This window comes from Micromonospora globbae (assembly GCF_036184225.1).
In the GTDB taxonomy this organism is placed as follows: domain Bacteria; phylum Actinomycetota; class Actinomycetes; order Mycobacteriales; family Micromonosporaceae; genus Micromonospora; species Micromonospora globbae.
The window spans coordinates 6176111-6198149 of sequence record NZ_CP108084.1; the positions used below are offsets into that span (position 1 = coordinate 6176111).

General features: G+C 70.7%; 26 protein-coding genes. 21 read left to right on the forward strand and 5 right to left on the reverse strand.

The window, feature by feature from the left end; translation table 11 throughout:
• The first annotated feature begins 625 nt into the window (after positions 1 to 625).
• Positions 626 to 2434, forward strand: a complete 1809-nt coding sequence (locus OG994_RS28225) for an IS481 family transposase (RefSeq protein ID WP_328851517.1) — start codon at positions 626 to 628, stop codon at positions 2432 to 2434.
• Between the two features lie 19 nt (positions 2435 to 2453).
• Here OG994_RS28225 and OG994_RS28230 read toward each other — a convergent pair whose 3' ends face one another.
• Positions 2454 to 2939 (reverse strand): hypothetical protein, encoded by a 486-nt coding sequence (locus OG994_RS28230; protein ID WP_328851518.1) that lies wholly within the window; start codon positions 2937 to 2939, stop codon positions 2454 to 2456.
• Between the two features lie 174 nt (positions 2940 to 3113).
• On the reverse strand, positions 3114 to 3380 hold the full coding sequence (locus OG994_RS28235; RefSeq protein ID WP_328851519.1) for a hypothetical protein: 267 nt from the start codon (positions 3378 to 3380) through the stop codon (positions 3114 to 3116).
• 79 nt (positions 3381 to 3459) lie between these two features.
• Between OG994_RS28235 and OG994_RS28240 the strand changes: the two genes are divergently transcribed.
• Positions 3460 to 4026: an HD domain-containing protein gene (locus tag OG994_RS28240; protein ID WP_328851520.1), complete on the forward strand. Its 567-nt coding sequence runs from the start codon at positions 3460 to 3462 to the stop codon at positions 4024 to 4026.
• Here OG994_RS28240 and OG994_RS28245 read toward each other — a convergent pair.
• Together OG994_RS28245 and OG994_RS28250 are read right to left on the reverse strand one after the other, a co-directional pair.
• The gene (locus OG994_RS28245) at positions 4014 to 4484 is read right to left on the reverse strand and encodes an NUDIX domain-containing protein (RefSeq protein WP_328851521.1); all 471 of its coding nucleotides are present in this window, start codon (positions 4482 to 4484) and stop codon (positions 4014 to 4016) included. The two genes, OG994_RS28240 and OG994_RS28245, sit on opposite strands and share 13 nt — an antisense overlap.
• 5 nt (positions 4485 to 4489) lie before the next feature.
• On the reverse strand, positions 4490 to 5248 hold the full coding sequence (locus tag OG994_RS28250; RefSeq protein WP_328851522.1) for an XRE family transcriptional regulator: 759 nt from the start codon (positions 5246 to 5248) through the stop codon (positions 4490 to 4492).
• 101 nt (positions 5249 to 5349) lie between these two features.
• On the opposite strand from OG994_RS28250, the gene OG994_RS28255 reads away from it, so the two are divergent.
• The 15 genes from OG994_RS28255 to OG994_RS28325 all read left to right on the forward strand — a co-directional run bounded on the left by OG994_RS28255 (position 5350) and on the right by OG994_RS28325 (position 14931).
• The gene (locus tag OG994_RS28255; RefSeq protein WP_328851247.1) at positions 5350 to 6129 is read left to right on the forward strand and encodes a transposase family protein; all 780 of its coding nucleotides are present in this window, start codon (positions 5350 to 5352) and stop codon (positions 6127 to 6129) included.
• Between the two features lie 170 nt (positions 6130 to 6299).
• On the forward strand, positions 6300 to 6620 hold the full coding sequence (locus tag OG994_RS28260) for a hypothetical protein (protein ID WP_328851523.1): 321 nt from the start codon (positions 6300 to 6302) through the stop codon (positions 6618 to 6620).
• Positions 6621 to 6868: 248 nt separating this feature from the next.
• Positions 6869 to 7813, forward strand: a complete 945-nt coding sequence (locus OG994_RS28265; RefSeq protein WP_328851524.1) for a hypothetical protein — start codon at positions 6869 to 6871, stop codon at positions 7811 to 7813.
• Between the two features lie 14 nt (positions 7814 to 7827).
• Positions 7828 to 8016: a hypothetical protein gene (locus OG994_RS28270; RefSeq protein ID WP_328851525.1), complete on the forward strand. Its 189-nt coding sequence runs from the start codon at positions 7828 to 7830 to the stop codon at positions 8014 to 8016.
• Positions 8017 to 8081: 65 nt separating this feature from the next.
• Positions 8082 to 8948, forward strand: coding sequence for an FtsK/SpoIIIE domain-containing protein (locus OG994_RS28275; RefSeq protein ID WP_328851526.1), 867 nt, complete (start codon positions 8082 to 8084; stop codon positions 8946 to 8948).
• Positions 8945 to 9154 carry a hypothetical protein gene (locus tag OG994_RS28280; RefSeq protein WP_328851527.1) on the forward strand — a complete coding sequence of 70 codons (210 nt, stop codon included), beginning with the start codon at positions 8945 to 8947 and terminating at the stop codon, positions 9152 to 9154. The genes OG994_RS28275 and OG994_RS28280 overlap by 4 nt, the downstream gene beginning before the upstream one ends.
• Before the next feature lie 86 nt (positions 9155 to 9240).
• Entirely contained in the window at positions 9241 to 9675 is a 435-nt protein-coding gene (locus OG994_RS28285) for a DUF6197 family protein (protein WP_328851528.1), read from the forward strand.
• The gene (locus OG994_RS28290) at positions 9675 to 9974 is read left to right on the forward strand and encodes a hypothetical protein (protein WP_328853815.1); all 300 of its coding nucleotides are present in this window, start codon (positions 9675 to 9677) and stop codon (positions 9972 to 9974) included. Before OG994_RS28285 ends, OG994_RS28290 begins: the two co-directional genes overlap by 1 nt.
• A complete protein-coding gene (locus tag OG994_RS28295) occupies positions 9971 to 10309 on the forward strand; it encodes an RRQRL motif-containing zinc-binding protein (RefSeq protein ID WP_328851529.1) in 339 nt (112 codons plus the stop codon). Before OG994_RS28290 ends, OG994_RS28295 begins: the two co-directional genes overlap by 4 nt.
• Positions 10306 to 10602: a hypothetical protein gene (locus tag OG994_RS28300; protein ID WP_328851530.1), complete on the forward strand. Its 297-nt coding sequence runs from the start codon at positions 10306 to 10308 to the stop codon at positions 10600 to 10602. The genes OG994_RS28295 and OG994_RS28300 overlap by 4 nt, the downstream gene beginning before the upstream one ends.
• Positions 10589 to 11416, forward strand: coding sequence for a DUF2637 domain-containing protein (locus OG994_RS28305; RefSeq protein ID WP_328851531.1), 828 nt, complete (start codon positions 10589 to 10591; stop codon positions 11414 to 11416). Before OG994_RS28300 ends, OG994_RS28305 begins: the two co-directional genes overlap by 14 nt.
• The gene (locus OG994_RS28310) at positions 11413 to 11685 is read left to right on the forward strand and encodes a hypothetical protein (RefSeq protein WP_328851532.1); all 273 of its coding nucleotides are present in this window, start codon (positions 11413 to 11415) and stop codon (positions 11683 to 11685) included. The genes OG994_RS28305 and OG994_RS28310 overlap by 4 nt, the downstream gene beginning before the upstream one ends.
• Positions 11685 to 13487 carry a replication initiator gene (locus OG994_RS28315; RefSeq protein ID WP_328851533.1) on the forward strand — a complete coding sequence of 601 codons (1803 nt, stop codon included), beginning with the start codon at positions 11685 to 11687 and terminating at the stop codon, positions 13485 to 13487. The genes OG994_RS28310 and OG994_RS28315 overlap by 1 nt, the downstream gene beginning before the upstream one ends.
• 30 nt (positions 13488 to 13517) lie before the next feature.
• A complete protein-coding gene (locus OG994_RS28320; protein WP_328851534.1) occupies positions 13518 to 13706 on the forward strand; it encodes a helix-turn-helix transcriptional regulator in 189 nt (62 codons plus the stop codon).
• Between the two features lies 1 nt (position 13707).
• On the forward strand, positions 13708 to 14931 hold the full coding sequence (locus tag OG994_RS28325) for a tyrosine-type recombinase/integrase (RefSeq protein ID WP_328851535.1): 1224 nt from the start codon (positions 13708 to 13710) through the stop codon (positions 14929 to 14931).
• Between the two features lie 106 nt (positions 14932 to 15037).
• Here OG994_RS28325 and OG994_RS28330 read toward each other — a convergent pair whose 3' ends face one another.
• Positions 15038 to 17455 carry a M28 family peptidase gene (locus OG994_RS28330; RefSeq protein ID WP_407942552.1) on the reverse strand — a complete coding sequence of 806 codons (2418 nt, stop codon included), beginning with the start codon at positions 17453 to 17455 and terminating at the stop codon, positions 15038 to 15040.
• A 230-nt stretch (positions 17456 to 17685) separates the two neighbouring features.
• Here OG994_RS28330 and OG994_RS28335 point away from each other — a divergent pair, with 230 nt between their 5' ends.
• From OG994_RS28335 to OG994_RS28350, 4 genes are read left to right on the forward strand one after another with little or no spacing between them, the layout of a single operon-like run.
• Positions 17686 to 18930 carry a PP2C family protein-serine/threonine phosphatase gene (locus OG994_RS28335; RefSeq protein ID WP_240033022.1) on the forward strand — a complete coding sequence of 415 codons (1245 nt, stop codon included), beginning with the start codon at positions 17686 to 17688 and terminating at the stop codon, positions 18928 to 18930.
• Between the two features lie 2 nt (positions 18931 to 18932).
• Complete coding sequence (locus tag OG994_RS28340; RefSeq protein WP_120329727.1) at positions 18933 to 20669, forward strand: sensor histidine kinase; 1737 nt, start codon at positions 18933 to 18935, stop codon at positions 20667 to 20669.
• Entirely contained in the window at positions 20666 to 21118 is a 453-nt protein-coding gene (locus tag OG994_RS28345; protein ID WP_120329728.1) for a response regulator, read from the forward strand. The genes OG994_RS28340 and OG994_RS28345 overlap by 4 nt, the downstream gene beginning before the upstream one ends.
• Positions 21111 to 21920: an inositol monophosphatase family protein gene (locus tag OG994_RS28350; RefSeq protein WP_120329729.1), complete on the forward strand. Its 810-nt coding sequence runs from the start codon at positions 21111 to 21113 to the stop codon at positions 21918 to 21920. Before OG994_RS28345 ends, OG994_RS28350 begins: the two co-directional genes overlap by 8 nt.
• The last annotated feature ends 119 nt before the right edge of the window (positions 21921 to 22039 follow it).

The following is a 22039-nucleotide window of genomic DNA, read 5'->3' on the forward strand; positions in this document are numbered from 1 at the left end:
ACCCGCCCTTCGGGGGAGCGGGCCGCCGCCCGGCCCGCCATGACGGACGGACCGTGACGGCTCGTACGGGCGCTGGCGGGTCGGGCGGGGGTCTGCTCGGCTTGCCCGGGTCGATGGCAGGCGGGATGGCCTACCGCAACCACCCACAGGCCCGGCGGCTGCCGACGATCTTCGGCCATCCTGGAGCCGGAGCGCCCCCGCCGGAGGCGCAGTGACCGCAACCCCGCGACCGCCGCCAGCTCGCCAACGGGGCCGGCGTGCGCTTCCCTACGCCGCGCGGGCTCGTGGCCGCGCGGCCCGGCCGGCTGCCGGCCCGCCACACCCGGTCAACGCTCCTGTCATTCTGCGGCGGCCCTCCGGGCTTCCCGCTGTCCGCGCCAGCCGCCGGGCGTTCGGCGTGGTCCCGGCCCTGGCGCAACGCAGAGGGGCCGGGCCGCGCGCCCTGGCGGCGGCGCGTGCGGCCCGTTGCGGGCCGCCTTGAAGACGTACAGAAACTTTGAACCACTTCGCCGGCAGCCGGCTGTCCTGCGCCGGTTGATGGTTGACACTGCGGCCTCGGTTGATGTTTGACACCTGGTCGGCCTGGTGCTCGTTGCGCCTGTAACTCAGGCGGGAGGAGCACCGGGTGGGACTCGCGGAGTTGAGCGTCATGGAGCAGCGGTTTCACGCCGTCATGGAATGCCTCGGTGGGACTCCGAAGACCGAGGTCGCCGCCCGGTATGGGGTGTCGCGGCAGACGATCCACAACTGGCTGGCCCGGTATGCCGCCGAGGGCGTCAAGGGCTTGGAGGACCGCTCGCATCGTCCGCATGTCTGCCCGCACCGGGTTGACGCGTCGACGGAGGCGTTGGTGTGTGAGCTGCGCCGGGACCATCCGCGGTGGGGTCCGCGCCGGCTGCGGTTCGAGGCAGGCCGTCGCGGGGTGACTCCTGCCCCGGCTCGGGCGACGGTGTATCGGATCCTGCGGCGCAACAACCTCGTCCCGGCGACGCCTCGGAAGCGCCGGCGGGAGGACTACCGGCGGTGGGAACGCCCGGAGCCGATGGAGCTGTGGCAGATGGACATCGTCGGCGGTGTCCTCCTCACTGACGGCACCGAAGCGAAGGTCGTTACCGGCTTGGACGATCACTCCCGCTACTGCGTCATCGCCACGGTGGTGCGCCGGGCCACCGGCCGGGCCGTCTGCGCCGCGTTCGCCGCCGCCCTGACCCGGTTCGGGGTGCCGGGTGAGGTTCTGACGGACAACGGCAAGCAGTTCACCGGCCGGTTCACCAAGCCCCGCCCAGGTGAGGTGTTGTTCGAGCGGATCTGCCGGGAGAACGGCATCGTGGCCCGCAACACCAAACCCCGCACCCCGACCACCACCGGAAAGGTGGAACGGTTCCACCAGAGCCTGCAGGGTGAATGCCTGGACGGCCGGGTGTTCGCCACCGTCGAGCAGGCCCAGGCCGCGGTGGATGCCTTCGTCGCCGAATACAACCACGACCGGCCCCACCAGGGCATCGACGACGCCTTCCCCGCCGACCGCTTCCGCACCGCCCCCGGACGCGACCGGTCCGCAGCGGAGGCCCTGCCGCTGCGCCTGCCGTCCGGGCTGCTGCCCACCGCACCACCGGCCCCGAGGAAGCCACCCGCCGTCGAGATCGACACGTCGCTGACCGTGTCCACCGGCCGACCGCAGCCGGTGCAGCTCCTCCGGGTGGTGCCACCGTCGGGCAATCTGACCGTCGCCCAGCAGCAGTTGTGGCTCGGCCCCGCCCTCGCCGGCACCCCAGTCACGATCTGGGTCGACACCGACCGGCTGCACGTCCTGACCGCCGACGGCGCCCGCATCAAGTCCAGCCCATCAAGGCTGTCCCAACGCGACCTGGCCCGCCTACTGACCGACGGCGCCGCACCCGCCGGACCGCCCCCACTACCCCAACCTGAGCCGCAGACCACCGCCGTCGAAGTCGACCGCATCGTCAACGCCTGCGGCGGCATCAGCATCGCCGGCCGCCAAATCAGCGTCGGCATGCCCCTTGCCGGCCAGCGCATCCGGATCCGCCTCGACGGCATCCTCCTGCACGTCATCGACGACGCCGGGCAGCTGCGCCGCACCCTGCGCTGCCCGCTCCCGCCCACCGCGCTTGGCCGTATCCGCGACGCCCGCTCGGCCTCCCCAGTCCCACCACCGGCCACCGCCCCGACCGTCGAGCGGGTTGTGTCGATCAACGGCAGCTTCCAGGTCGCCGGACAGAAGATCCAAGTCGGGAAGGTCCACGCCCGCAAACTCGTCACCGTCGCCCTCGACGAGCACACCGTCACCGTCTTCGACGCCGGCACCCCGATCGCGGCCGTTCCCCGCCGCAGCACCACCGATCTGAACCGCACCAGAGCCAAACACCAGATCACCATCCCGGGTCGGGCTCGGCAGCCTCGCCTTCGGGCGTGATCTGGCATCTTGTCATCGGCTAGGGGGCTGACCTCAGCCCGAGCGCACTGTGTTCGATGACGCCCGCAGGGAGGTCGGTGCGTCCAGACTCCTGCGATGTCAGCGCGACCAGCTCGGCGCGCAGTGCCAGGGCAGGCTCACCGAGCACGATCGCGCTGAGCACAAGCTCGACCATCACTCGGTCGTATCGTTCGGAGCTGCGACGGTAACGCGACGGGTCGGACTCCACCGTCGCCGCTGAAATCCGCCAACCACCGCCACCAACGGGCGCAAACGACGCTTCGAAGACCCCGTTGCCGGTCCAGCTGCGATGCAGGAACGCGACCTGGTCCTCAACGAACACGTTCCACTTCTCGTCCATGTCGCGAGCCTCGTAACCGAGCTTGATCCGTTCCCACTGCTCGTCGGACCACATGCGGGTCGGCAGCTCGGCCATCGGCATCGGTGCCACGATCGGAAACACCTGCCGCAACGACGACCGGGTGACCGGCGACGGTTCGATCATCAGCAGATCCTACGGGCGCGACGGCTGACCGGACCATGACCACTCAGAAGCCCGACACCCTTACCATCGACCGAAGCACCAGACCTATTCGATCACGACCTGGCGTCAAGCATCCTGCGACGCCGTTCCGTCAACCATCACGCGAGACCAGGCATCGCCGGCAGCCGGCCGGCCTCACCTCGGTGGCTGCGTGGCTGCGTCGCCCGTCTGCTCGCGCCACTGGCCGCCGTCGGCCTGGACGAGGCGCCGGACCATCGCGCGGGCTTCATCCTCCGTGTCGAACTCCCACCGAAGCACCTTGCCCGTCTCCGAGTCGCCGGCTCTGGCCACGACAAACCAGCGGACCTCGCGGGCGAGCCACACGTCACGACGGGTCAGCCGCCCCCACACCCCGTTCCACCAGCGCCCGACCAGTTCCCGTGCCGCCGGCTGATCGTACATACGTACGATTCGCGCTCGCTGCGGATGTCCGGCCTGTTAGCGGAGTGCAGAGGTCAGGGTCCATCCGTAGGCTGACCGCATGTCCGCCCTTACCGACACTGCCCGGGATATCGCACGCGGCAAGCTAGAGGCGGTGTTGCCCCGTCGATGGAGTCACGTTCAGGCGGTGGCTGCCAAGGCTCGGAGCGTCGCTGCGGCCGTACCCGACGAAGACCGGGACGTGTTGGTAGCTGCGGCGTGGTTGCACGACGTCGGCTACAGCCCAGACCTGGTCGATACCGGCTTCCACTCGCTCGATGGCGGACGGTGGCTGAGGCGGCAGCGGTTTGACGATCGGATCGCCGCTCTGGTGGCACACCACTCTTGCGCGTGGCTGGAAGCCGAGGAACGCGGGCTCGATGCGGCCTTGGCCGACGAGTTTCCCCGCGAGGAATCGGCGGTCGCGGACGCCCTCTGCTTCTCCGACATGACCACCGGGCCCGATGGTCAAGACTTCGAGGTCCTGGAGAGGCTCGCGGAAATCCGGTCCCGCTACGGCCCAGATCACCTCGTCACGCGCTTCATCATCCGTGCGGAGCCGGCGATGGTGGCGGCAGTGCAGCGGACGCAGTCCCGTCTCAGCGGCCGGGTACCTCAACCGATGTAGGGCTGCGGCCTGTCCTCGTAACCGTGCCCGATGCGCAGCAGCGTCGACGGGTGAATCGCCAGGTCCGGCAGCTCGTCGCGACTCAGCCACCGCACGTCGGATGACTCTTCACTGATCGCGAGTACGCCCCCGCGAGGCTCCGCACGGAAGCAGAGCGAGAACTGCTGGCGCACCTCGCCGTCGGAGTATTCGATGACGTGGCCTGGATCGGAGTAGACGCCGACAAGCCCGGTCACCTCGACCTCGATACCGGTTTCCTCTCGGGTCTCTCTGACCGCTGTCTGCGCCACGGTCTCTCCGATCTCCTGCCCGCCGCCTGGGAGGGACCACAAGCCGTTATCCGTGCGCTGAATGAGCAGCACTCGGCCGCGGTCGTCCTGCACGAACACGGAGACGGCCACGACAATGCTGTTGGCCTTAGGCGCGTTCGGGTCGTGGTAGTGCTCAATCCTCGCCACAGGATCTAGGGTGCCACCTCGGTTCGTTCAAGCTTGTAGGAGGACAACAAGACTCGGTCGAAGCTGTCAGCGTAGGTCCTGAACAGGTCGCCGCCAGACAACCTGCGCAGGTGCATCACCGGGGCATGTGGCGCCGGGATCCCGAGGACGTGCATGTTGACCAACATCTCGTCATCGAACCGGTAGATCGAGTTGTAGAGGGTGGTTTCGTGGTACCTCACCTCCACGTCTGATGTGTCGCCGAGGCGGTTGTAGTACTGCATGACCTGCCGAATCTTGGCAGCCATGACACCCGGCGCGCCCTCCTCGACACTCCGTCGCTCGATGGCTGGCCTTGTGGGATCACCAAGCAGAATTTTCACCGACACTCCGTCTTGCGCCTTCTGTCGGAGGGTGTCGATAAGACCTGGATCCTGCTCGACGAGGAAGAGTCCCGCGTACGCGAGGATGTCGATGTGCTCTTCGGCTCTGTCAATGAGTCGCCGCCACACTTCATAGGGAACCGACGATCGCCGCGAGTAGACCTGGATGACCTCGTTCTGGCCCAGGCGTGACGCCTTCTCGGGAGTTACCGCGTTCGGCCACAGATACGACTCGCTCTCTCGGACAAGAGCGGCGATGGCGTGGCGGTGACGGGGGTACGGAGTCCGGTCCTGGGTGATCCATCGCTCCACCGTTTTCGGGTCAACCCCGATCTTCTCTGCTATCCCAACCGGAGTCATGCCGTTGCGGAGGATGGCATCGCGCAGTCGGTCGTTAGGCATCGCAGCCTCCAAGGGACGACTAGGACGCATTCAAGATAACGAAGACGTCCCTAAGGGACGTCTCGTAATTCGAGGGGCGGTCCATGGTGGATCATGTCGGGGTGCAGGTGATCTCAGCCGCCCGCCCGGAGTGGATCTTCCCGTTCACCGGACTGCAGCCCGCCCAGTTCCGCAGGCTGGTCCGGCTGGTCGCCGAGCGTGGCGGTGACACGATCGCCGATGGCCGACCGGGCCGGCCATGGTCGCTTGACCTCGCCGACCGGGTGTTGCTGGTGGCCGCGTACTGGCGCACGAACCTGACCATGCGGCAGATCGGCCCGCTGTTCGGGGCGTCGCACTCCGCCGCGCACCGGGTCATCGACACCCTCGGCCCACTGCTCGCCCTGGCACCAGTACGGCGGCGCCGGGTCGACCAGATCACCATCGTCGACGGCACCCTCATCCCGACCCGGGACCACCGCCTGGCCGCCCCGAGCAAGAACTACCGCTACAGCACAAACCTGCAGGTCGCCATCGACGCCCACACCCACCTCGTCGTCGCCCTCGGCGACCCGCAACCCGGCAACCGCAACGACACCATCGTCTACCGCACCAGCGGCATCGACCAGAAGCTGGCCGGACGGCCCGTCATGGCCGACGGCGCCTACCGCGGCAACCCCGACGTGATCATCCCCTACCGCAAACCCACCGACGGCAGCGAACTACCCGACTGGAAGGCCGACCTGAACAAGCAGCACCGCACCGTCCGAGCGCAGGTCGAACACGCCCTCGCCCGCATGAAGACCTTCAAGATCCTGCGCGACTACCGCCGCGCCGCCAAAACACTGACCGACACCGCTTCCGGCATCGCCCATCTCCACAACATCATCCTCGCCGGGTGACGCCGACATCGTTGGCAGGCAACGCCTTCACCGAATTACGAGACACCCTTTAGTTGTCCACGGTGTCGGGTGGCTCGTCCCGCCTCGTGCGGGAGCCTTCTTGGCAGAGGTCGCGAGCACAAGTCCACAGGGGACTTGCTCAATCTGACCCGAGACACAGGAGGTCTGTTGTGAAGCTGTACGTGGACACCAAGGCGAAGCAGGTGACGGTGTCGAAGGACCCGGAGCCGAAGAACGACCAGAACGGCAATCAGCGGTCGGAGAAGGGAACGGGCCGGCTCATGTGGTCGACCCAGGTCTTCGTTCTCGACGAGACGGGCGGTGAGGTCATCACGATCACGACGGCGGGTGAGAAGCCGAACGTGATGGTGGGGCAGCTCATCGAGGTCGAGCAGTTGGAGGCCATTCCGTGGGCGACCAACGGGCGTAACGGCGTGGCGTTCCGTGCCGTGTCGCTGAAGCCGAAGGCTGGCACCTCGGCGGCGAAGTAGGTCCCTCGCGCACCAGGCTGAATCTCTGCCACAGGTGTCCGTGGCACCCGCCAGCGGCCGATGGTCCGCTGATCGATCCAACTGAAAGAGGCAGTCCGAGGGCGGCTCTGGCGTCCAACGTCCTCGGCCTGGTGACCACGATCGGTGGTCACATCCCGCAAGAGCTGGCGCGGGGTCGGTACTGGCGTCCAAACCTGCCGACCCCGTGCCCTCCAACTCATCCCACCCATCACCTGGGAGGACTCGTCGTGTCCAAGTCTAGCCCCCGCCGCCCCTTCGGCGGGAAGTCCACCGGAACGGTGACGGTCATCGAGGCCAGGGTCCACCGCTCCTCAGCCAGGAATGCTCGCCTGGCGTTCATCCTGACGGCGGTCATCGTCGGCCTGCTCGCGGCCGTGGTGGCCGCCTCCTACATGCACCCCATCCTCGCGTTGATTGTCGGCGGGCTGATCGGTGTCCCGACCGGCGGCATCGTGTGGGTGCTCGTGCGGATCTGGCCGGTGCTGCGGCTGCTGTGGTGGTGGCTGCCCGAGATCGGGGCCACCGTCCTGCTCGGTGTCGGGTGGACGAAGTTGGCCAACCACACCACCGGCCCGGTGACCGCTGTGGTGGTCGCCCTGGTCGTCGGCGTCCCGGCCGCGATCCCGGCGTCTCGCCGGTTCGTCCTGGCCTGGGGCATGTGCCTGTTCGTGCGGCACCGGCTGCGCGTGTGCTTCGCGCAGTTCATCATCGCCAACCAGTCCGGTTCACTGCCGCTCATCCTCTGGGCCCGCCCGACACCGGTCGGGGAGCGGGTCTGGGTATATCTGCGGCCCGGCCTGTCGGCCAAGGACCTGGAAGCCCGGCTCGACAAGATCGCCGTGGCCTGCCACGCCTCCACGGTGCTCGTTGAGCGCGCCTCCGAGCGCACCGCCGCCTACGTGCGGTTCGACATCAAGCGCCGCGAGGTGCTCAACGCCAACGTCTCCTCGCCCCTGGTCGACGTCATCACCACCGACACCCCGACCGCCACCGATCGGCCGTCACCGGCCGTGCCCACGGCACTCGACCTGCCGGACGTCGACGCACCCACCATCACCCTGCCCACCCAGGGCAAGCCCGCCGGCAGAAAGCCGGCTACCTCCACCTCCGCCAACGGCAACAAGCCCGCGGCGTCCTCGGCCGACGTCGACGACGTCTCCGACTGGATCTGACGGGAGGACCCCTGATGAAGCAATCCGAGTACACGTCCTGCCCGCGCGGCTGCGGGGTGGACGTGCGCGAACACAACTCGTCCGACCTGATCAACGGCCGGTGTGACACCGGCACCGATCTTCCCCTGCTCGACGTGAGCGGCTACCTCGCCTGCGGCTGCCACGGCTCGCAGCGCGAGCACACCTGCCAGCCCAACGACTGATCGCCACTACGACGGGCGCGCAACTCTCCCTCAGGGGGTTCCGCGCCCACCAAAGGAGCGCACCCATGACCACCACGACACCCGCCCCCACCGATGGGGTGCCGGTTGGTCCTGGCCTGTCGATGTTCGACCCGATCTTCATCGGGATCGACGAGTTCGGCCAGCCCGTCTACATCACCCTCGCCTACCGCAACCTCCTCGCCGGCGGAGAACCCGGCGGCGGCAAATCCGGCCTCCTGAACACCATCGCCGCCCACGCCGCCCTCTCCGTCGACAGCCGCCTGGTGCTGCTGGACGGCAAGCTCGTCGAACTCGGCCAGTGGGAAGACTGCGCCGACGCCTTCATCGGCCCCAACATCGAAGACGCCCTCGCCGTCCTGCGGCGGCTCCAGATCGTGATGAACAACCGCTACGCCTGGCTCCGCGCCCACGGGCGCCGCAAACTCACCGCCGCCGACCGCCTCTCGGTCATCACCGTCCTGGTCGACGAAATCGCCTTCTACAGCGCGACCGTCGGCAGCAAGCAGGAACAGGAAGAATTCGTCGCCCTCCTACGCGACCTCGTCGCCCGGGGCCGCGCCGCCGGCATCCCCGTCGTGGCCGCCACCCAGCGGCCATCGTTCGACATCATCCCCACGTCGCTGCGGGACCTGTTCGGCTACCGGGCCGCGTTCCGCTGCACCACCCCCAACAGCTCGAACATCGTCCTCGGCCACGGCTGGGCCGAGCAGGGCTACTCCGCTACGGACATCTCGCCCACCAACCAGGGCGCGGCCTACCTCATCGCCGAAGGCGGCGTGCCCCGCCGCATCAAGGTCGCCTACCTCACCGACGCCCAAATCTCTGGGATCGCCGACTACGCCGCCTGGATCCGCCGACCCGCCACCGCCACCCCGGCCGGCACCCCGAGCGAATGGGAGGCCGTGGCATGACCACCCGCGAACGCGCCTACGCCAAGGCCAGCAACCAGCGCGCAAACCAGTACACCGAAATGTGGATCGTCGGCACCCCGGAAGACCTGGCCGTGATGATCCACGCCGCCAGCCAAACCGGGCGGCTCGTCTTCGTCTCCGCCCCGCACCAGATGGGCGGCGATGACACCCGTCACCGCCGCTACCTGCGGCTGCGCACCCGATAACACGGCCGACAGGACCGGATCTGCCTCGCAAGCTCGCCGGTCCTGCCGACCTCCCACCAAGCCCTTACCGAAAGGACGTGGCTGCCATGAAGGCTACCCACAACCCGCCCACCGACGTCCAGGTCACGCCCGCTGACCTGCTGCGGATGGCCGCCCTCTACCTGCGCCGGCACGGCTGGCACCAGGGCACGTACTACGCCCCGATCAACACCCCCACCCCGCCGGCCTGCGCCGCTGGAGCGATCAGCATGGCTTGCGCCGGACGCACGGTCGACCACTTCCTCGACATCGACGCTGACGACCGCCGCCTCTACCTCGACGCCCAGGCGGCATTCGTCGACTACCTCGACGTCCACGAGCCGGTCTTTCACATCGACGAAGACGGCTTCGTCATCGACCAACAGGCCCAGCCCTACGCGTGGAACGACGACCCGAACCGGACCGCCGATCAGGTCATCACCGCCCTCGAAGCGGCTGCCGACGAGTGGGACCGCCTCCACACCGAGGGAGGCGAGCAGTGATGTTCACCGTCAAGGCGTCCTTGACGCACACCCCGTCCCGACGCAAGCGGCGTGAGGTCGTCGAGAACGACGAGTTCGCGGCGTTCGCCCGCCGGATCATCCGTGCTCACGGCCGCCGTGTCGCCGCCGGGGACGTGGAAGCCCTCCGCGACCTGACCGCCCTGTCGGCGGCAATTGACGACGCCATCGGCCAGGCCGTCATCGGCCTGCGGGCCTTCGGCTACTCCTGGGCCGAGATCGGCGCCCGGCTCGGCATCTCCAAGCAGGCCGCCCAGCAGCGCTGGGGAGGCCAGCAATGACCACCGTCTACGACCCGACCGAGTTCGCCACCTACCCCTACCGGCTGGCCCCTGACGGGCTGGCCACCCGCCGGCAGCTGCGCGCCGCCGGCCTTCGCCCCGGCGGACACGACCCGGTCGCCCAGATCCTCTGGCGACGGGGCAAGCGGGTCGCCTACCTCTACCGCCTCGACCTCGCCGCACCCAAACGCACCGCCACCCCCGCCCAACGCGAGGCCATCGCCAAAGCGCTTCGGGCTCGCCGCACCTGCCGCACCTGCGGGCAGGTGAAGCCCTACTACATCCCCCGCCGCTACGGCTGCTGCTTCGACTGCCACGAAGGGAACCCGTCGTGAACTTCCACCTGACCGACCCGTGCCTGTGGTGCATCGAGGGCAGCAGCCCGGCCGGTGTCCACGACGTCCTCGGACCCGTCTACAAGCCCTGCCCCGTCTGCCTCGGCCGCTGCGCACTGTGTGAGGGCGAGGGCCTGTTCCCGGCCGACTTCACCTGCCTGCCCTGCTTCCGCCAGCAACTCGCCGCCCGAGGGTTGGCACCGATCATGTGCGCCCACTGCTCCGGCGTCGTCGACCTCATCCCCCTTGATTCGATCCCGGCTCCGGAGGTGACTCCCCATGTCGAGCACTGACCCGAGCGCGTTCACCCAGGAGTTCGCCACCGAGTACGCCCGCAACGCGGTCCCGAACATGCTCAAGGCCATCGCCTCGATCAAGCGATACAACCGGTTCGTCCTGCTCGGCGCGCTGGCGACCAGCTACCTGCACCAAGCCCACTACCTGTGGACGCAGAAGGCCGGCTACTTCGCCTACCTGGTGCCGCTGATCTTCGACGCGGCCATGGTGTCCATGCTCACCGTCGTCCGCACCGCGGGTATCGCCCGCGACGCCAAGCGGGGCGCACTGGTCGTGTTCGCCGCCTGCGGCCTGCTGTCGGCCACCATCAACTTCGCCTCCCCCGGCAGCCTCGGACTGCGCCTGGTCTTCGCCCTGGTCGTCGTCCTCGTCATCGGCGTCGAACTCGTCGCCGGACGCATCCGACCCGACTTCGCCGCCATCGAAGCCGAAGCCGCCGCCCTCCTAACCGCCGCCCGCGACCTCGCGGCCAAGAACACCGACACCACCGACACCACCAGCGGTGACACCGCGACGGGTGACACCGCGTCGACCGACGCCCCGGCCCCCACGCCGGTCGTCGACAACCCGCCGGCATCGGACCCGGTTCCCGCGATCGCGCCCGCACCTGAGCCGGCCCCGGTTCCCCTGCACCTGCTGCCGATGGCCCGGTTCGCGGCCGTGCAGCACGAACAAACCACCGGGCAGCCCATCACTCCGGTCGAGCTGGCCGACCGGCTCGACGTCACCCCGGCCGTCGCCGGGCACCTCCTGGCCGCCATCACCACTCCGACCCTCAACGGCCACCACCACAACGGGAGCGGACGGTGACCATCTACCTCATCGACGTCGAACACGTCACCCACACCTGCCCGGCACAGCCGGACCCGCACCCCTACGACACCCGCCGGACCGTCCTCGACGTCATCCCCGGCGGCCCGTGCCGCGCACCGGTCACCATCCGCTGCGGCACCACCGTCACCGAGATTCCCTGTCACCGGCATGAGCCGGCCAAGCGCCAGTGCGGCGCCTGCCGGGTCATCGTGCGCGAAAACACCATCACCACCCGCCCCCACACCAACCCTGGGGTGGCGGCTTGATGGCGTCGACGCTGGACCTCACACCCCGGACCCCCACGGCCCGGGGTGTGGGCTCGAACGCCGACACCATGCCGGTGTACGACTACACCGCCGCCGGGTCCGCGCTCCTGCGCGCCACCCGCCCGGACTACTTCGGCTGGCTCGACCACGTGCGCGCCGCCGCCGGCTGCACCCGCCCGATCCGCCTCGCCGGGCAGATCCTGACGGTGGACGCCTCCACCGGCCGCGTGCTGGATCAGCGGCACACCGACGGCATGCCCGACGCCGCGATCTACACCGCCTGCGGCAACCGCCGCGCAACCGTCTGCCCGTCGTGCGCCCGCACCTACCAGCAAGACGCCTACCAGCTCCTGCGCGCCGGTCTCGTCGGCGGCAAAGGCGTCCCCGAAACCGTGTCCCGGCATCCGGCGGTGTTCGCCACCTTCACCGCCCCCTCCTTCGGGCCGGTCCACAACCGGGTCGTGAAGCGGCACACCTGCACCAACCGGAAGCGCTGCGACTGCCGCGCCGAACCGTGCCACGCCCGCCGCACCACCGACGCGGCCGGCCTGTGTCCCCACGGCCGCCCGGCCGTGTGCTGGGCCAGGCATGAGCCGGGAGACGCGGTGCTCGGCCGGCCACTCTGCCTGGACTGCTACGACCACGACCACCAGGTCGTCTGGAACCTGTTCTCCGGCGAGCTGTGGCACCGCACCAAACAAGCCGCGGAACGCTGGCTCGCCAAACTCGCCCGACGCCGCGGCATCCCCCGCGTCGAGGTCGTCACCGCCTCCGGCAAGACGCGCAAGGTCGCCCCGGTGCGGCTCTCGCCCGGCAAGGTCGCCGAACTCCAAGCCCGGGGAGCGGTCCACTTCCACGCCATCGCCCGCCTCGACGGCGTCGACGGCCAGGACCCCGAAGCGATCGTGCCCCCGCCGGCCGGGTTCACCGTCGACGACCTCGTCGACGCGCTACGGCACGCCGCCGCCCACATCACCTTCCACACCCCGTCCCACCCCGACCGGCCCGACGGCTGGCGGATTGGCTGGGGCGAGCAGGTCGACCTACGGCCGATTACGACCGGCGGGGACGGGGAGGTCACCGACGGCATGGTCGCCGGCTACCTTGCCAAATACGCCACCAAGAGCACCGAGGCCACCGGGCACACCTCCACCCGCCTGACCGCCGATTCGGTCGCGGACTACGCCGACCCCGACGGCGACCACACCGCCCGCCTCATCGACGCCTGCTGGCGCATCGGCCGACCCACCGGAACGCCCGTGCCGCTGTCCGAGCGGCCCCGCGACCACCATCCCACGCCCGGCTTCGTCGACCGCTGGGAGTGCCCCGACTGCGGCACCCGTACTCGCTACGCCGCCTGCCCCACCTGCGTCGCCCAGCGTCAAGCCGCCCTTGACGCCCAACCGGCGAACCCGACCAGCGCCAGCCCTTACGCCCGGCTACGTCGATGGGCGCACATGCTCGGCTACGGCGGCCACTTCCTCACCAAAGCGCGCCGCTACTCAATCACCTTCCAACTCCTGCGCGACACCCGCGTCGCCTACCGCCGACACGAACACCACCAGGACCAGGGCGACGAGCACAAGAGCAGCGAGCTTCGCGTCGTCGACCACCTCGACGACGACACCACCCTCATCGTCGGCACCCTCACCTTCGCCGGCGTCGGCTGGCACACCACCGGAGACGCACTGCTCGCTAACACCGCCGCCGCCCTCGCCCGCGAACGACGAAGCGTCGGCCGCGAAGAACTTGCCCACGAGACCGGATCCACCCTCGCCGGCAGCACGCCGGTAGCCGCGTAAGCAGACGAATGAGTGAGGAGTACAAGACCAATGGCAAGGCGCACCATCGAACCGCTCTGGACCGTCGAGGAAGTATCGGCCTACCTCGGCGTACCCGTCGCCACGCTCTACCAGTGGCGCCACCGTCGCGTTGGCCCAAGGGCATCTCGCGTCGGTCGGCACCTGCGCTACGACCCGGCCGACGTACGGGCCTGGCTCATCGAGAGGCAGGCGGCCTGACATGCCCGTCGATGATCTGTGGTACCTGAACAAGCGTGGCCCGGACGGGAAGCGGCTGCCCTCCAAGCGGAACGGCCGGGGGAAACGCTGGCGGGTGCGATACGTCGACGACACCGGCCAGCCCAAGCAAAAGCTGTTCGAGCGCAGGGCCGACGCGGACCAGTTCGACGTGAACACGCGGGCAGATGTCTCCCGGGGCCAGTACGTCGACCCCGCCGCAGGCAGAGTTACCGTGACCGCCTACGGCGAACAGTGGCGCAAACACCAGCTGCACCGCGACGCCACTGCCGCCCGTATCGAGATGACCCTGCGCGTGCACGTTGAGCCGATCCTCGGTCGGATGCAGCTAGCGCAGGTCCGCCCGTCGCACATTCAGGCATGGGTGAAGGATAGGGCGAAGGTGCTTGCGCCGTCCTCGCTGAGAGTCGTGTACCACGTGCTCGTTGGCATGTTCGACGCGGCGGCCCGTGACCGGATGATCGGCCGTAGTCCATGCATCGGCATCCGGCTACCGGAGATCGAGCGGACAGAGAGATTCATTCCCACACCCGGCCAGGTGCATGCACTCGCTAATGCGTTCAGCGTCAAGCCGGAACCCGGCAAGCCGAGCCGGGAGCGTTATCGGGCGCTCGTGTACCTGGCTGCCGGTGCCGGCTTGCGTCAGGGCGAGGCTTGGGGCCTAGAGCTGGAGCACGTCGACTTCCTGCGCCGAGAAATTCGTGTTGTTCAGCAGGTTGTCACCCCGCCCGGCAAGTCCCCACGGCTCGCACCGCCGAAGACTGCTACCAGTCGGCGCACCGTGGAGATGGGCCAGGTGGTCGCCGACGCGCTCGCCCGGCACATCGAACTCTTCCCGCCGGTCGACGTGGAGATCCTCGACGAGACAAACCCCCGTAAGCCGGTGACTCGCACGGCCAAGCTGTTGTTCACGAGCGGCCGAGGTAACCCGATCCAGCGAACCGGGTGGACGTACCCCTGGAAGAAGGCCGTGGAAGCGGTCGACGGAGTACCTGAGGGATTCGGCTATCACGGATTGCGCCACTACTTCGCAACGCTGTTGATCCACGGCGGGGCGAGCGTGAAGACGGTTCAGATGGCGTTGGGACACGCCACGCCGACGATCACGCTGAACACGTACGCGGGGGAGTGGCCAGAAGCGGTCGACCGGACGCGGAACCTGGTCGACGCGGCGCTATCCGGCACTCGGTTGGCGGTTGCCCGGTGATGGGTCCAGTTGTGCCCAATCTGTTCCCGCGATCTCGGGTCGGCGTTGCGCCGCAGGTCAAAGTGTTGCTCCCCTCCGGTTCGTGCGCTTCCGCTGGAAGTAGGGCTCAGACCGGATAGGTGCGCGCCACGGCGAGCATCTCCGAGCTGTGCGAGCCGACCACCCCCACGTCCGCCGGGCGGGGCTGGAAGCCGGGCAGCCCGTCCAGCCCGTCGCTGGCATCCATGGCGCGCAGGCCCACCCGGTCCGCCTTCGGCGTGACGGTGAGCGTCACCTCGATGCCCTCGGCCGGGGGCGCGTGGAAGACCACCCCGAATCCCCACTTCCCGTCGTGCGCCTCGACGGGCACCGAGCGGCCCGCCACCTCGGCGCGCAGCACGGTGGCGGTCGTCGTGTCGACGTGCAGGCTCGCGAGGCGTACGGGGCGCCGCGGGGTGAGCCGCAGCCGCAGGGTGCGCTCGCCGCCGGCGGTGCTGTCGGCGAGCACGTCCAGCTTCGGGGCGGGCAGGTTCGCCGCCTGGGCCGGGCCGCCGAGGAAGGTGCCGTCGCCGAGGGCCGGGAAGTCGTCCGTGGCCGTCCGGTCGCGCACGTACCGGCCGGTCCAGGGCTGCGGGTCGGTCTCGCGGCTCAGCCAGTGCGCCTCGCCGGTGCCGGCGTCCAGCGCGTACATCAGGTGGGTCGGCGCGGGGTGCGCGGCGTCGAACCGGTCGACGCGGAGCCCGACCCCGGCGCAGACCACCGCCGCGACGGCGGCCGCGAGGGCGGGCAGCGCGCCGAGCCGGCGGGCCCGCAGCGCCACCAGGCCCCGCTGGCCGCCGGCCTGCGGGTGCAGCAGGTCCAGCACGGGCAGTACGGCGAGCCCGAGCAGCACGGCCACCAGCGCCGCGACCCCGGCCATCGCCATGCCGAGCGCCGGGAAGAGCAGCACCACGGTCGGGAGCAGGATGAGCACGGCCACCGCGCCGCTCACGGTCACCGCGACCACCGGCCACGGGCCGTCGATGCGGGTGGCGAGCGCCACCAGGCCGCCGAGCGCGCCGGCCAGGGCCGGCAGGGCGGTGAGGTACGCGCCGCCGGGCACCGCCACGGCCAGGAGCACCCCGAGCAGGGCGAGCCAGGCCAGCCCGCCGACCGCCAGGGCGCCCGGGCCGATCCAGCGCCGGGTCAGGGCGTACCAGGCGAGGACGACGGCCGCGGCGACCGCCAGCACGGCGAGCCGGTACCAGGTCGGCCGGTACGGGTCGAGGAGTTCGGCGTAGCCGGGCCGGATGGCCGTGACCGCGGCCCAGAGCGCCTGCGCGGCGAGCGGGGCGGCCACGATCGGCACGAGCGCCAGCCCGAAGCCGGCCGCCAGCCGTCGTCCCGTGGTGCGGCCGCGCCGGCGGACCAGCCAGCCGAGGGCGGCCACGGCGGCCAGCGCGATCAGCGCGAGCGGAAGGGTCAGCCAGCCCGGGTAGCGGACCAGGCCGCCGGGCACCGGGAAGTAGGTGGCGTCGCCGCCGGCACGCAGGTCGGTGAGGTCGATCCGGCCGAACTCCCGGGCCAGCCCGAGCGCGTTGTCGCCGTGCTGCTGGAGGCTCGCCCGGTCCAGCGCCGCCGCCGTGTCCAGCGGGGTGTGGTAGATGGCGCCACCGTCGATGTACGCGGAGTTGAGGCCCGTGAAGCCCTCGGCGAGGAACGCCGTGAAGTCGGTGTCGTTGGGCAGCGCCCGGTAGATCTCCACGGCGAACGAGGTGCCGACGGCGTGCGGCGCGGCCCGGCCGAAGACGTCCACGAGTTTCGCGTTGCGCCGGGACGTCTCGAACATGATCACCGGCCCGGTGGAGCCGCGCGCCTCCAGGTTGAGCACCACCCCGCCGTCGGCGGCGAGCGGGTGGCTGGAGGCGAACGCGGACGCCCCGCAGAGGCACGCCTCCTCGGCGTCGGTGAGGACGAGGACGATGTCGTTGCGGGGGCGCGGGCCGGCGGCCAGCGCGCGGGCCACCTCCAGGAGCGCGGAGGTGCCGGCGGCGTCGTCGTTGCCGCCCGGACCGGTCTGCACCGAGTCGTAGTGGGCGACCAGGAAGACCCGGCCGGTCGGGTCGGTCCCGGGCAGGCGGGCCACCACGTTGCGGACCCGGGCGAGGGTCGCGCCACCGGCCGCGCCGCTGAGCTGCCCGGCCTCGGGCGCCACGGTGTCCTGGACCTGCGTCTCCAGGCCCAGCCCGCGCAGTGTTTGCTCGACGTGGGCGCGTACCTCGTCGTTGGCGGCGCTGCCGGCGGGGTGCGGGCGGGCCGCGACGACCTCGACGTGGCGGTACGCCCGGGCGGCGCTGAACTCGGTGGGCGGCGCGTCGGCCGGTCGCGGCGCCGGGGGACGCAGGTCGACGAGGCTCACGGCGCCGACGGCCACCAGCGCGACGAGCGCCGCGACGGCCGCGGCGAGCCGCCGTCGCGGTCGCGCGAGCGCCCGGTCGGCGCCCGGCACGCTCGGGCGCGGGTGGGCGGATGCGCGGTCCGGGGCCGGGGTGGGGGGTGCGCCCACGGGGACTCCTCAGGGGTACGGGCAGGGTGGGCACCATCCTGCCGCGCGCCGGTCCGGATCGGGACGCCCCGGTCGGCGGCCAGCCGCTTTGTCCCTTAGCGTGTAGTGATCAGGCACATGCCCGGCCGCCTCGAGTTCGTCGTTTTGTGTGCCACCGTTGTCTAATACAGGATCGGCAGGGCACTCGGAAGGAGCCCGACATCACCAGCGAACTCCCGCGTCTCGCGGCGGTGACCCGGCCGTACCGGGGGGCCGGTCTGACCGGCCCCTCCGTCGTGCCCCGGGCGCCCGGCGACCTCGGGTACCACCCTCAGGTCCCGCCCGGTGAGCGGCTCCGCGTGCTGCTGGTGGAGGACGACGAGGGGGACGCGTTCCTCGTCGGTGAACTGCTGGCCGAGACCAACTCGATGATCGACCTGGTGGTGGCCACGAGCCTCAGCGAGGCCCGCCAGCGGGTGACGGGCGTGGACTGCGTCCTGCTCGATCTCGGCCTCCCCGACGCGCAGGGGCTCGACGGGCTGCGCCGCGTGCTGGAGATGGCGAGCGGCGCGGCGGTGTGCGTGCTGACCGGGCGCACCGACGAGCACCTGGGCATCGTGGCCGTGGCCGAGGGCGCCCAGGACTACCTCGTCAAGGGGCAGGTCGACGGCGTCCTCCTGACCCGGGCGCTGCGGTACGCGGTCGAGCGCAAGCGCGCCGACGAGAACGCCCGCCGGCTGCGTGAGGTCGAGCTGCGCCAGGCCGAGTCGGCCCGCCTCGAACGGGGCCTGCTCCCGCAGCCGCTCATGTCGACCGACCAGGTGACGGTGAACACCTTCTACCGGCCGGGCCGGCACGCCGCGCTGATAGGCGGTGACTTCTACGACGTGGTGCAGACCCGCCCCGACCGGGTGGACCTCATCGTCGGCGACGTCTGCGGGCACGGGGTCGACGAGGCGGCGCTCGGCGTGGAGCTGCGGGTCGCCTGGCGGGCCCTGGTGCTCGCGGGTGTGCCCGACGACGAGGTGCTGCCCGCGTTGGAGCAGGTGCTGATGAGCGAGCGCCGGCTCCAGGAGATCTTCGCGACCGTGGCGACCGTCCGGCTCGACCTGGACGCCAACCGCGCCACGGTACGGCTGGCGGGGCATCCGCCGCCGCTGCTGCTCGCCGGGGGTGGAGTGGAGCCCGTGCCGGCTCCCGGTGGTCTGCTGCTCGGCGTCCGGCCCCGCCCGCCGGTCGCCTACGATCTGGAGTTCGACACCGATGACTGGTCGCTTCTCATGTACACCGACGGTCTGATCGAGGGGCGCGTGGGCGACAGCGACGAGCGGCTCGACGTGCCCGGTCTGAGTGATCTGCTGGACGAACCGGACAGCCGCGCCGTGCCGCTGCCGGAGCTGCCGGCCTGGCTCGTCGGCCGGGCCGAGCAGATCAACGGCGGCCCGCTCGCCGACGACGTGGCCATGCTGCTGGTGAGCCGGGGCGGTGGCCGGTGAGCATGCGTGGCTGGAGTCTGCGCCAGCGGGTGATCGCGCTGCTCGCCGTGGTCGGCATCCTCCTGGTGGGGCTGGCGGCGGTCGAGGGTGTCATGGCCGCTCGGAACCGCACGCAGGTCGACGCGTTGCTGAACAAGACCGGCCCGCTGCGGGTGCAGTCGCAGGAACTGCTCAACGCCCTGCTCGACCAGGAGACGGCGGTCCGGGGCTACGCGGTGAGCGGCGACCGGGCGGACCTCGCCCCGTACGACGCCGGGGTGCGGCAGGAGCGGGACGTCGTCACGTCGATGCGGGCGCTGCTCGCCGACTACCCGCGGATCGACGACGACCTGAGGATCGTCGAGGCCCGGGCCGAGCAGTGGCGGCAGTCGGTGGCGCAACCGGTCGTCACGACGACCGCGCAGCGCGGCACCGCCGCCGGTCAGGCCCTGATCACCGAGGACGCCCGCCAGCAGTTCGACGACGTCCGGGCCGCCGTGGAGGACCTCCAGGCCGAGATCCTCAACGCCCGGGAGAGCAACGCGCGGGAGGTCCGCAGCACCGGCAACCTGCTGGCCGTCCTGCTGATCGTCGCCGCCCTGGTCGTGGTGATCGCCGGCTCGCTGCTGCTGCTCTCCCTGGACCGGATGGTGGTGCGCCCGCTCACCGGCCTCGCCGACCAGGTCCGGGAGGTCGCCGAGGGCGACTTCCACCACGAGATCTCGGGTTCCGGGCCGCCGGAGTTCATGCGGCTCGCCGAGGACGTGGACGCGATGCGTCGACGGATCGCCGCCGACCTGGCCGAGGTGCGGGAGGCCCGCGAGCGGATCGAGTGGGTCAACAGCCAGCTCCAGCAGCAGGCCGAGGAGCTGACCCGGTCCAACCGCGACCTGGAGCAGTTCGCGTACGTGGCCTCGCACGACCTCCAGGAGCCGCTGCGCAAGGTGGCGAGCTTCTGCCAGCTGCTCCAGCGCCGCTACGCCGGGCGGCTGGACGAGCGGGCCGACCAGTACATCGCGTTCGCGGTGGACGGCGCCCAGCGGATGCAGCGCCTCATCAACGACCTGCTGGCGTTCTCCCGGATCGGGCGGCTCACCTCCGGCTTCACCGAGGTCGACCTCAACAAGGTGATGGGCGACGTGGCCGCACAGACCGAGTCGGCCCGGCAGTACGCCGACGCGGAGCTGACCTGGTCGGAGCTGCCGGTGATCCGGGGCGAGGAGCCGCTGCTCACCAACCTGCTGGCGAACCTCGTGAGCAACTCCGTCAAGTTCCGACGGCCCGACGTGCCGCCGAAGGTGCACGTCTCCGCCCGGCTCGTGGGCGAGGAGTGGGAGATCACCTGTCGCGACAACGGCATCGGCATCGAGCCGGAGTTCGCCGACAAGATCTTCGTCATCTTCCAGCGGCTGCACTCGAAGGACGCGTACCCGGGCACCGGGATCGGGCTGGCCATCGTCAAGAAGATCGTCGAGTACCACGGCGGCCGGGTCTGGGTGGACACCGACGTCGCCGAGGGCACGGCGATCCGTTTCACCCTGCCGGCGACGCCCGAGGACGTCGAGGCGGCGGCCGCCGGATCGGCCGGGGACGCGCAGGCGCCGGAGGAGGCCGACGGGCCGGACGGGACGGCGGACGCCGACGCCGACCAGACCGCGGGCGGGACGAGCGGGCCACCGGCGCAGCCGGACGGGGCGGACCGCGCGGAGGAAGCGCCGGAAGGCGGTAGGACGGGTGGCATGAGGGAGACGGTGGGATGACCGCGCCGGCAGACGGCAAGAGCCCGATCGAGGTCCTGCTCGTGGAGGACGACCCGGGCGACGTGTTGATGACGCAGGAGGCGTTCGAGGAGCACAAGGTACGCAACCGGCTGACCGTCGTCTCCGACGGCGCCGAGGCGCTGGCCTACCTGCGCCGCGAGGGCCAGTACGCCGAGGCCGTGACCCCGGACCTGATCCTGCTCGACCTGAACCTGCCCCGGCGGGACGGGCGTGAGGTGCTCGCGGAGATCAAGAAGGACGAGCAGCTCTGCCGGATCCCGGTCGTCGTCCTCACCACCTCGCAGGCCGACGAGGACATCCTCCGCAGCTACCAGCTGCACGCCAACGCCTACGTGACCAAGCCGGTGGACTTCGACCGCTTCATCTCCGTGGTCCGCCAGATCGACGAGTTCTTCGTCAGCGTGGTCAAGCTGCCGCCGCGTGGCTGACACACTGCTGGACGACGTCGGTGGGCTGCTGCGCGAGGCGGCCGACCAGGCCGTGCTTCCCCTGTTCCGCAAGCTCGGCGACGCCGACGTGGCCGAGAAGGCGCCCGGAGACCTCGTGACGGTCGCCGACCGCCGCGCCGAGCAGTTCATCTCGGCGGGCCTGCGGCGGCTGCGCCCCAACTCGGTGGTGGTCGGCGAGGAGGCGGTGGCCGAGGACGAGGGGCTGCTGCGGCACCTGCGCGGCACCGGGGAGGTCTGGCTCGTCGACCCCGTCGACGGCACCGCCAACTTCGCCGCCGGCCGGCAGCCGTTCGCGCTGATGGCCGCCCTGCTCGACGGGGGCGAGCCGGTCGCCGCGTGGGTGCTCGACCCGCTCGCCGGCAACCTGGCCACGGCCCGCGTCGGCGAGGGGACGTACCTGGACGGCCGGCCCGTACGCACCAGCGAGGGCGTGCCCGCCGCAGGCGAGCTGCGCGGCGTCGCCATGACGCGGTTCCTGCCGCCGGCCTCGCGGGACCGGGTCCGCGCCGGCGAGCAGCGGATCGGCGAGCTGCTGCCCGGGCAGCACTGCGCCGGCCGGGAGTACCTGGACATGCTCGTCGGTCGCCAGCAGTTCGCGCTCTTCTGGCGGACCCTGCCCTGGGACCACGCCCCGGGCGCGTTGCTGATCCGCGCCGCGGGCGGTGTGGCCCGCCGCTTCGACGGCAGCGAGTACCACCCCGCCGACGAGGGGCACGGCCTCCTGGTGGCGGTGAACGAACAGGTCTGGACAGAGGTGCGCGAGGCGCTTCTCGACGGCTGACGGCGCGCTCGGCGACGGCGCCGACACGCTGGGTCGATCATCTGTGCGACCCGCGTTCGCGGGGCTGGCGCGCGTCGGTGAGTCCGGTATCGTGACCCGCGGTCACCGCCCGAGGCCGC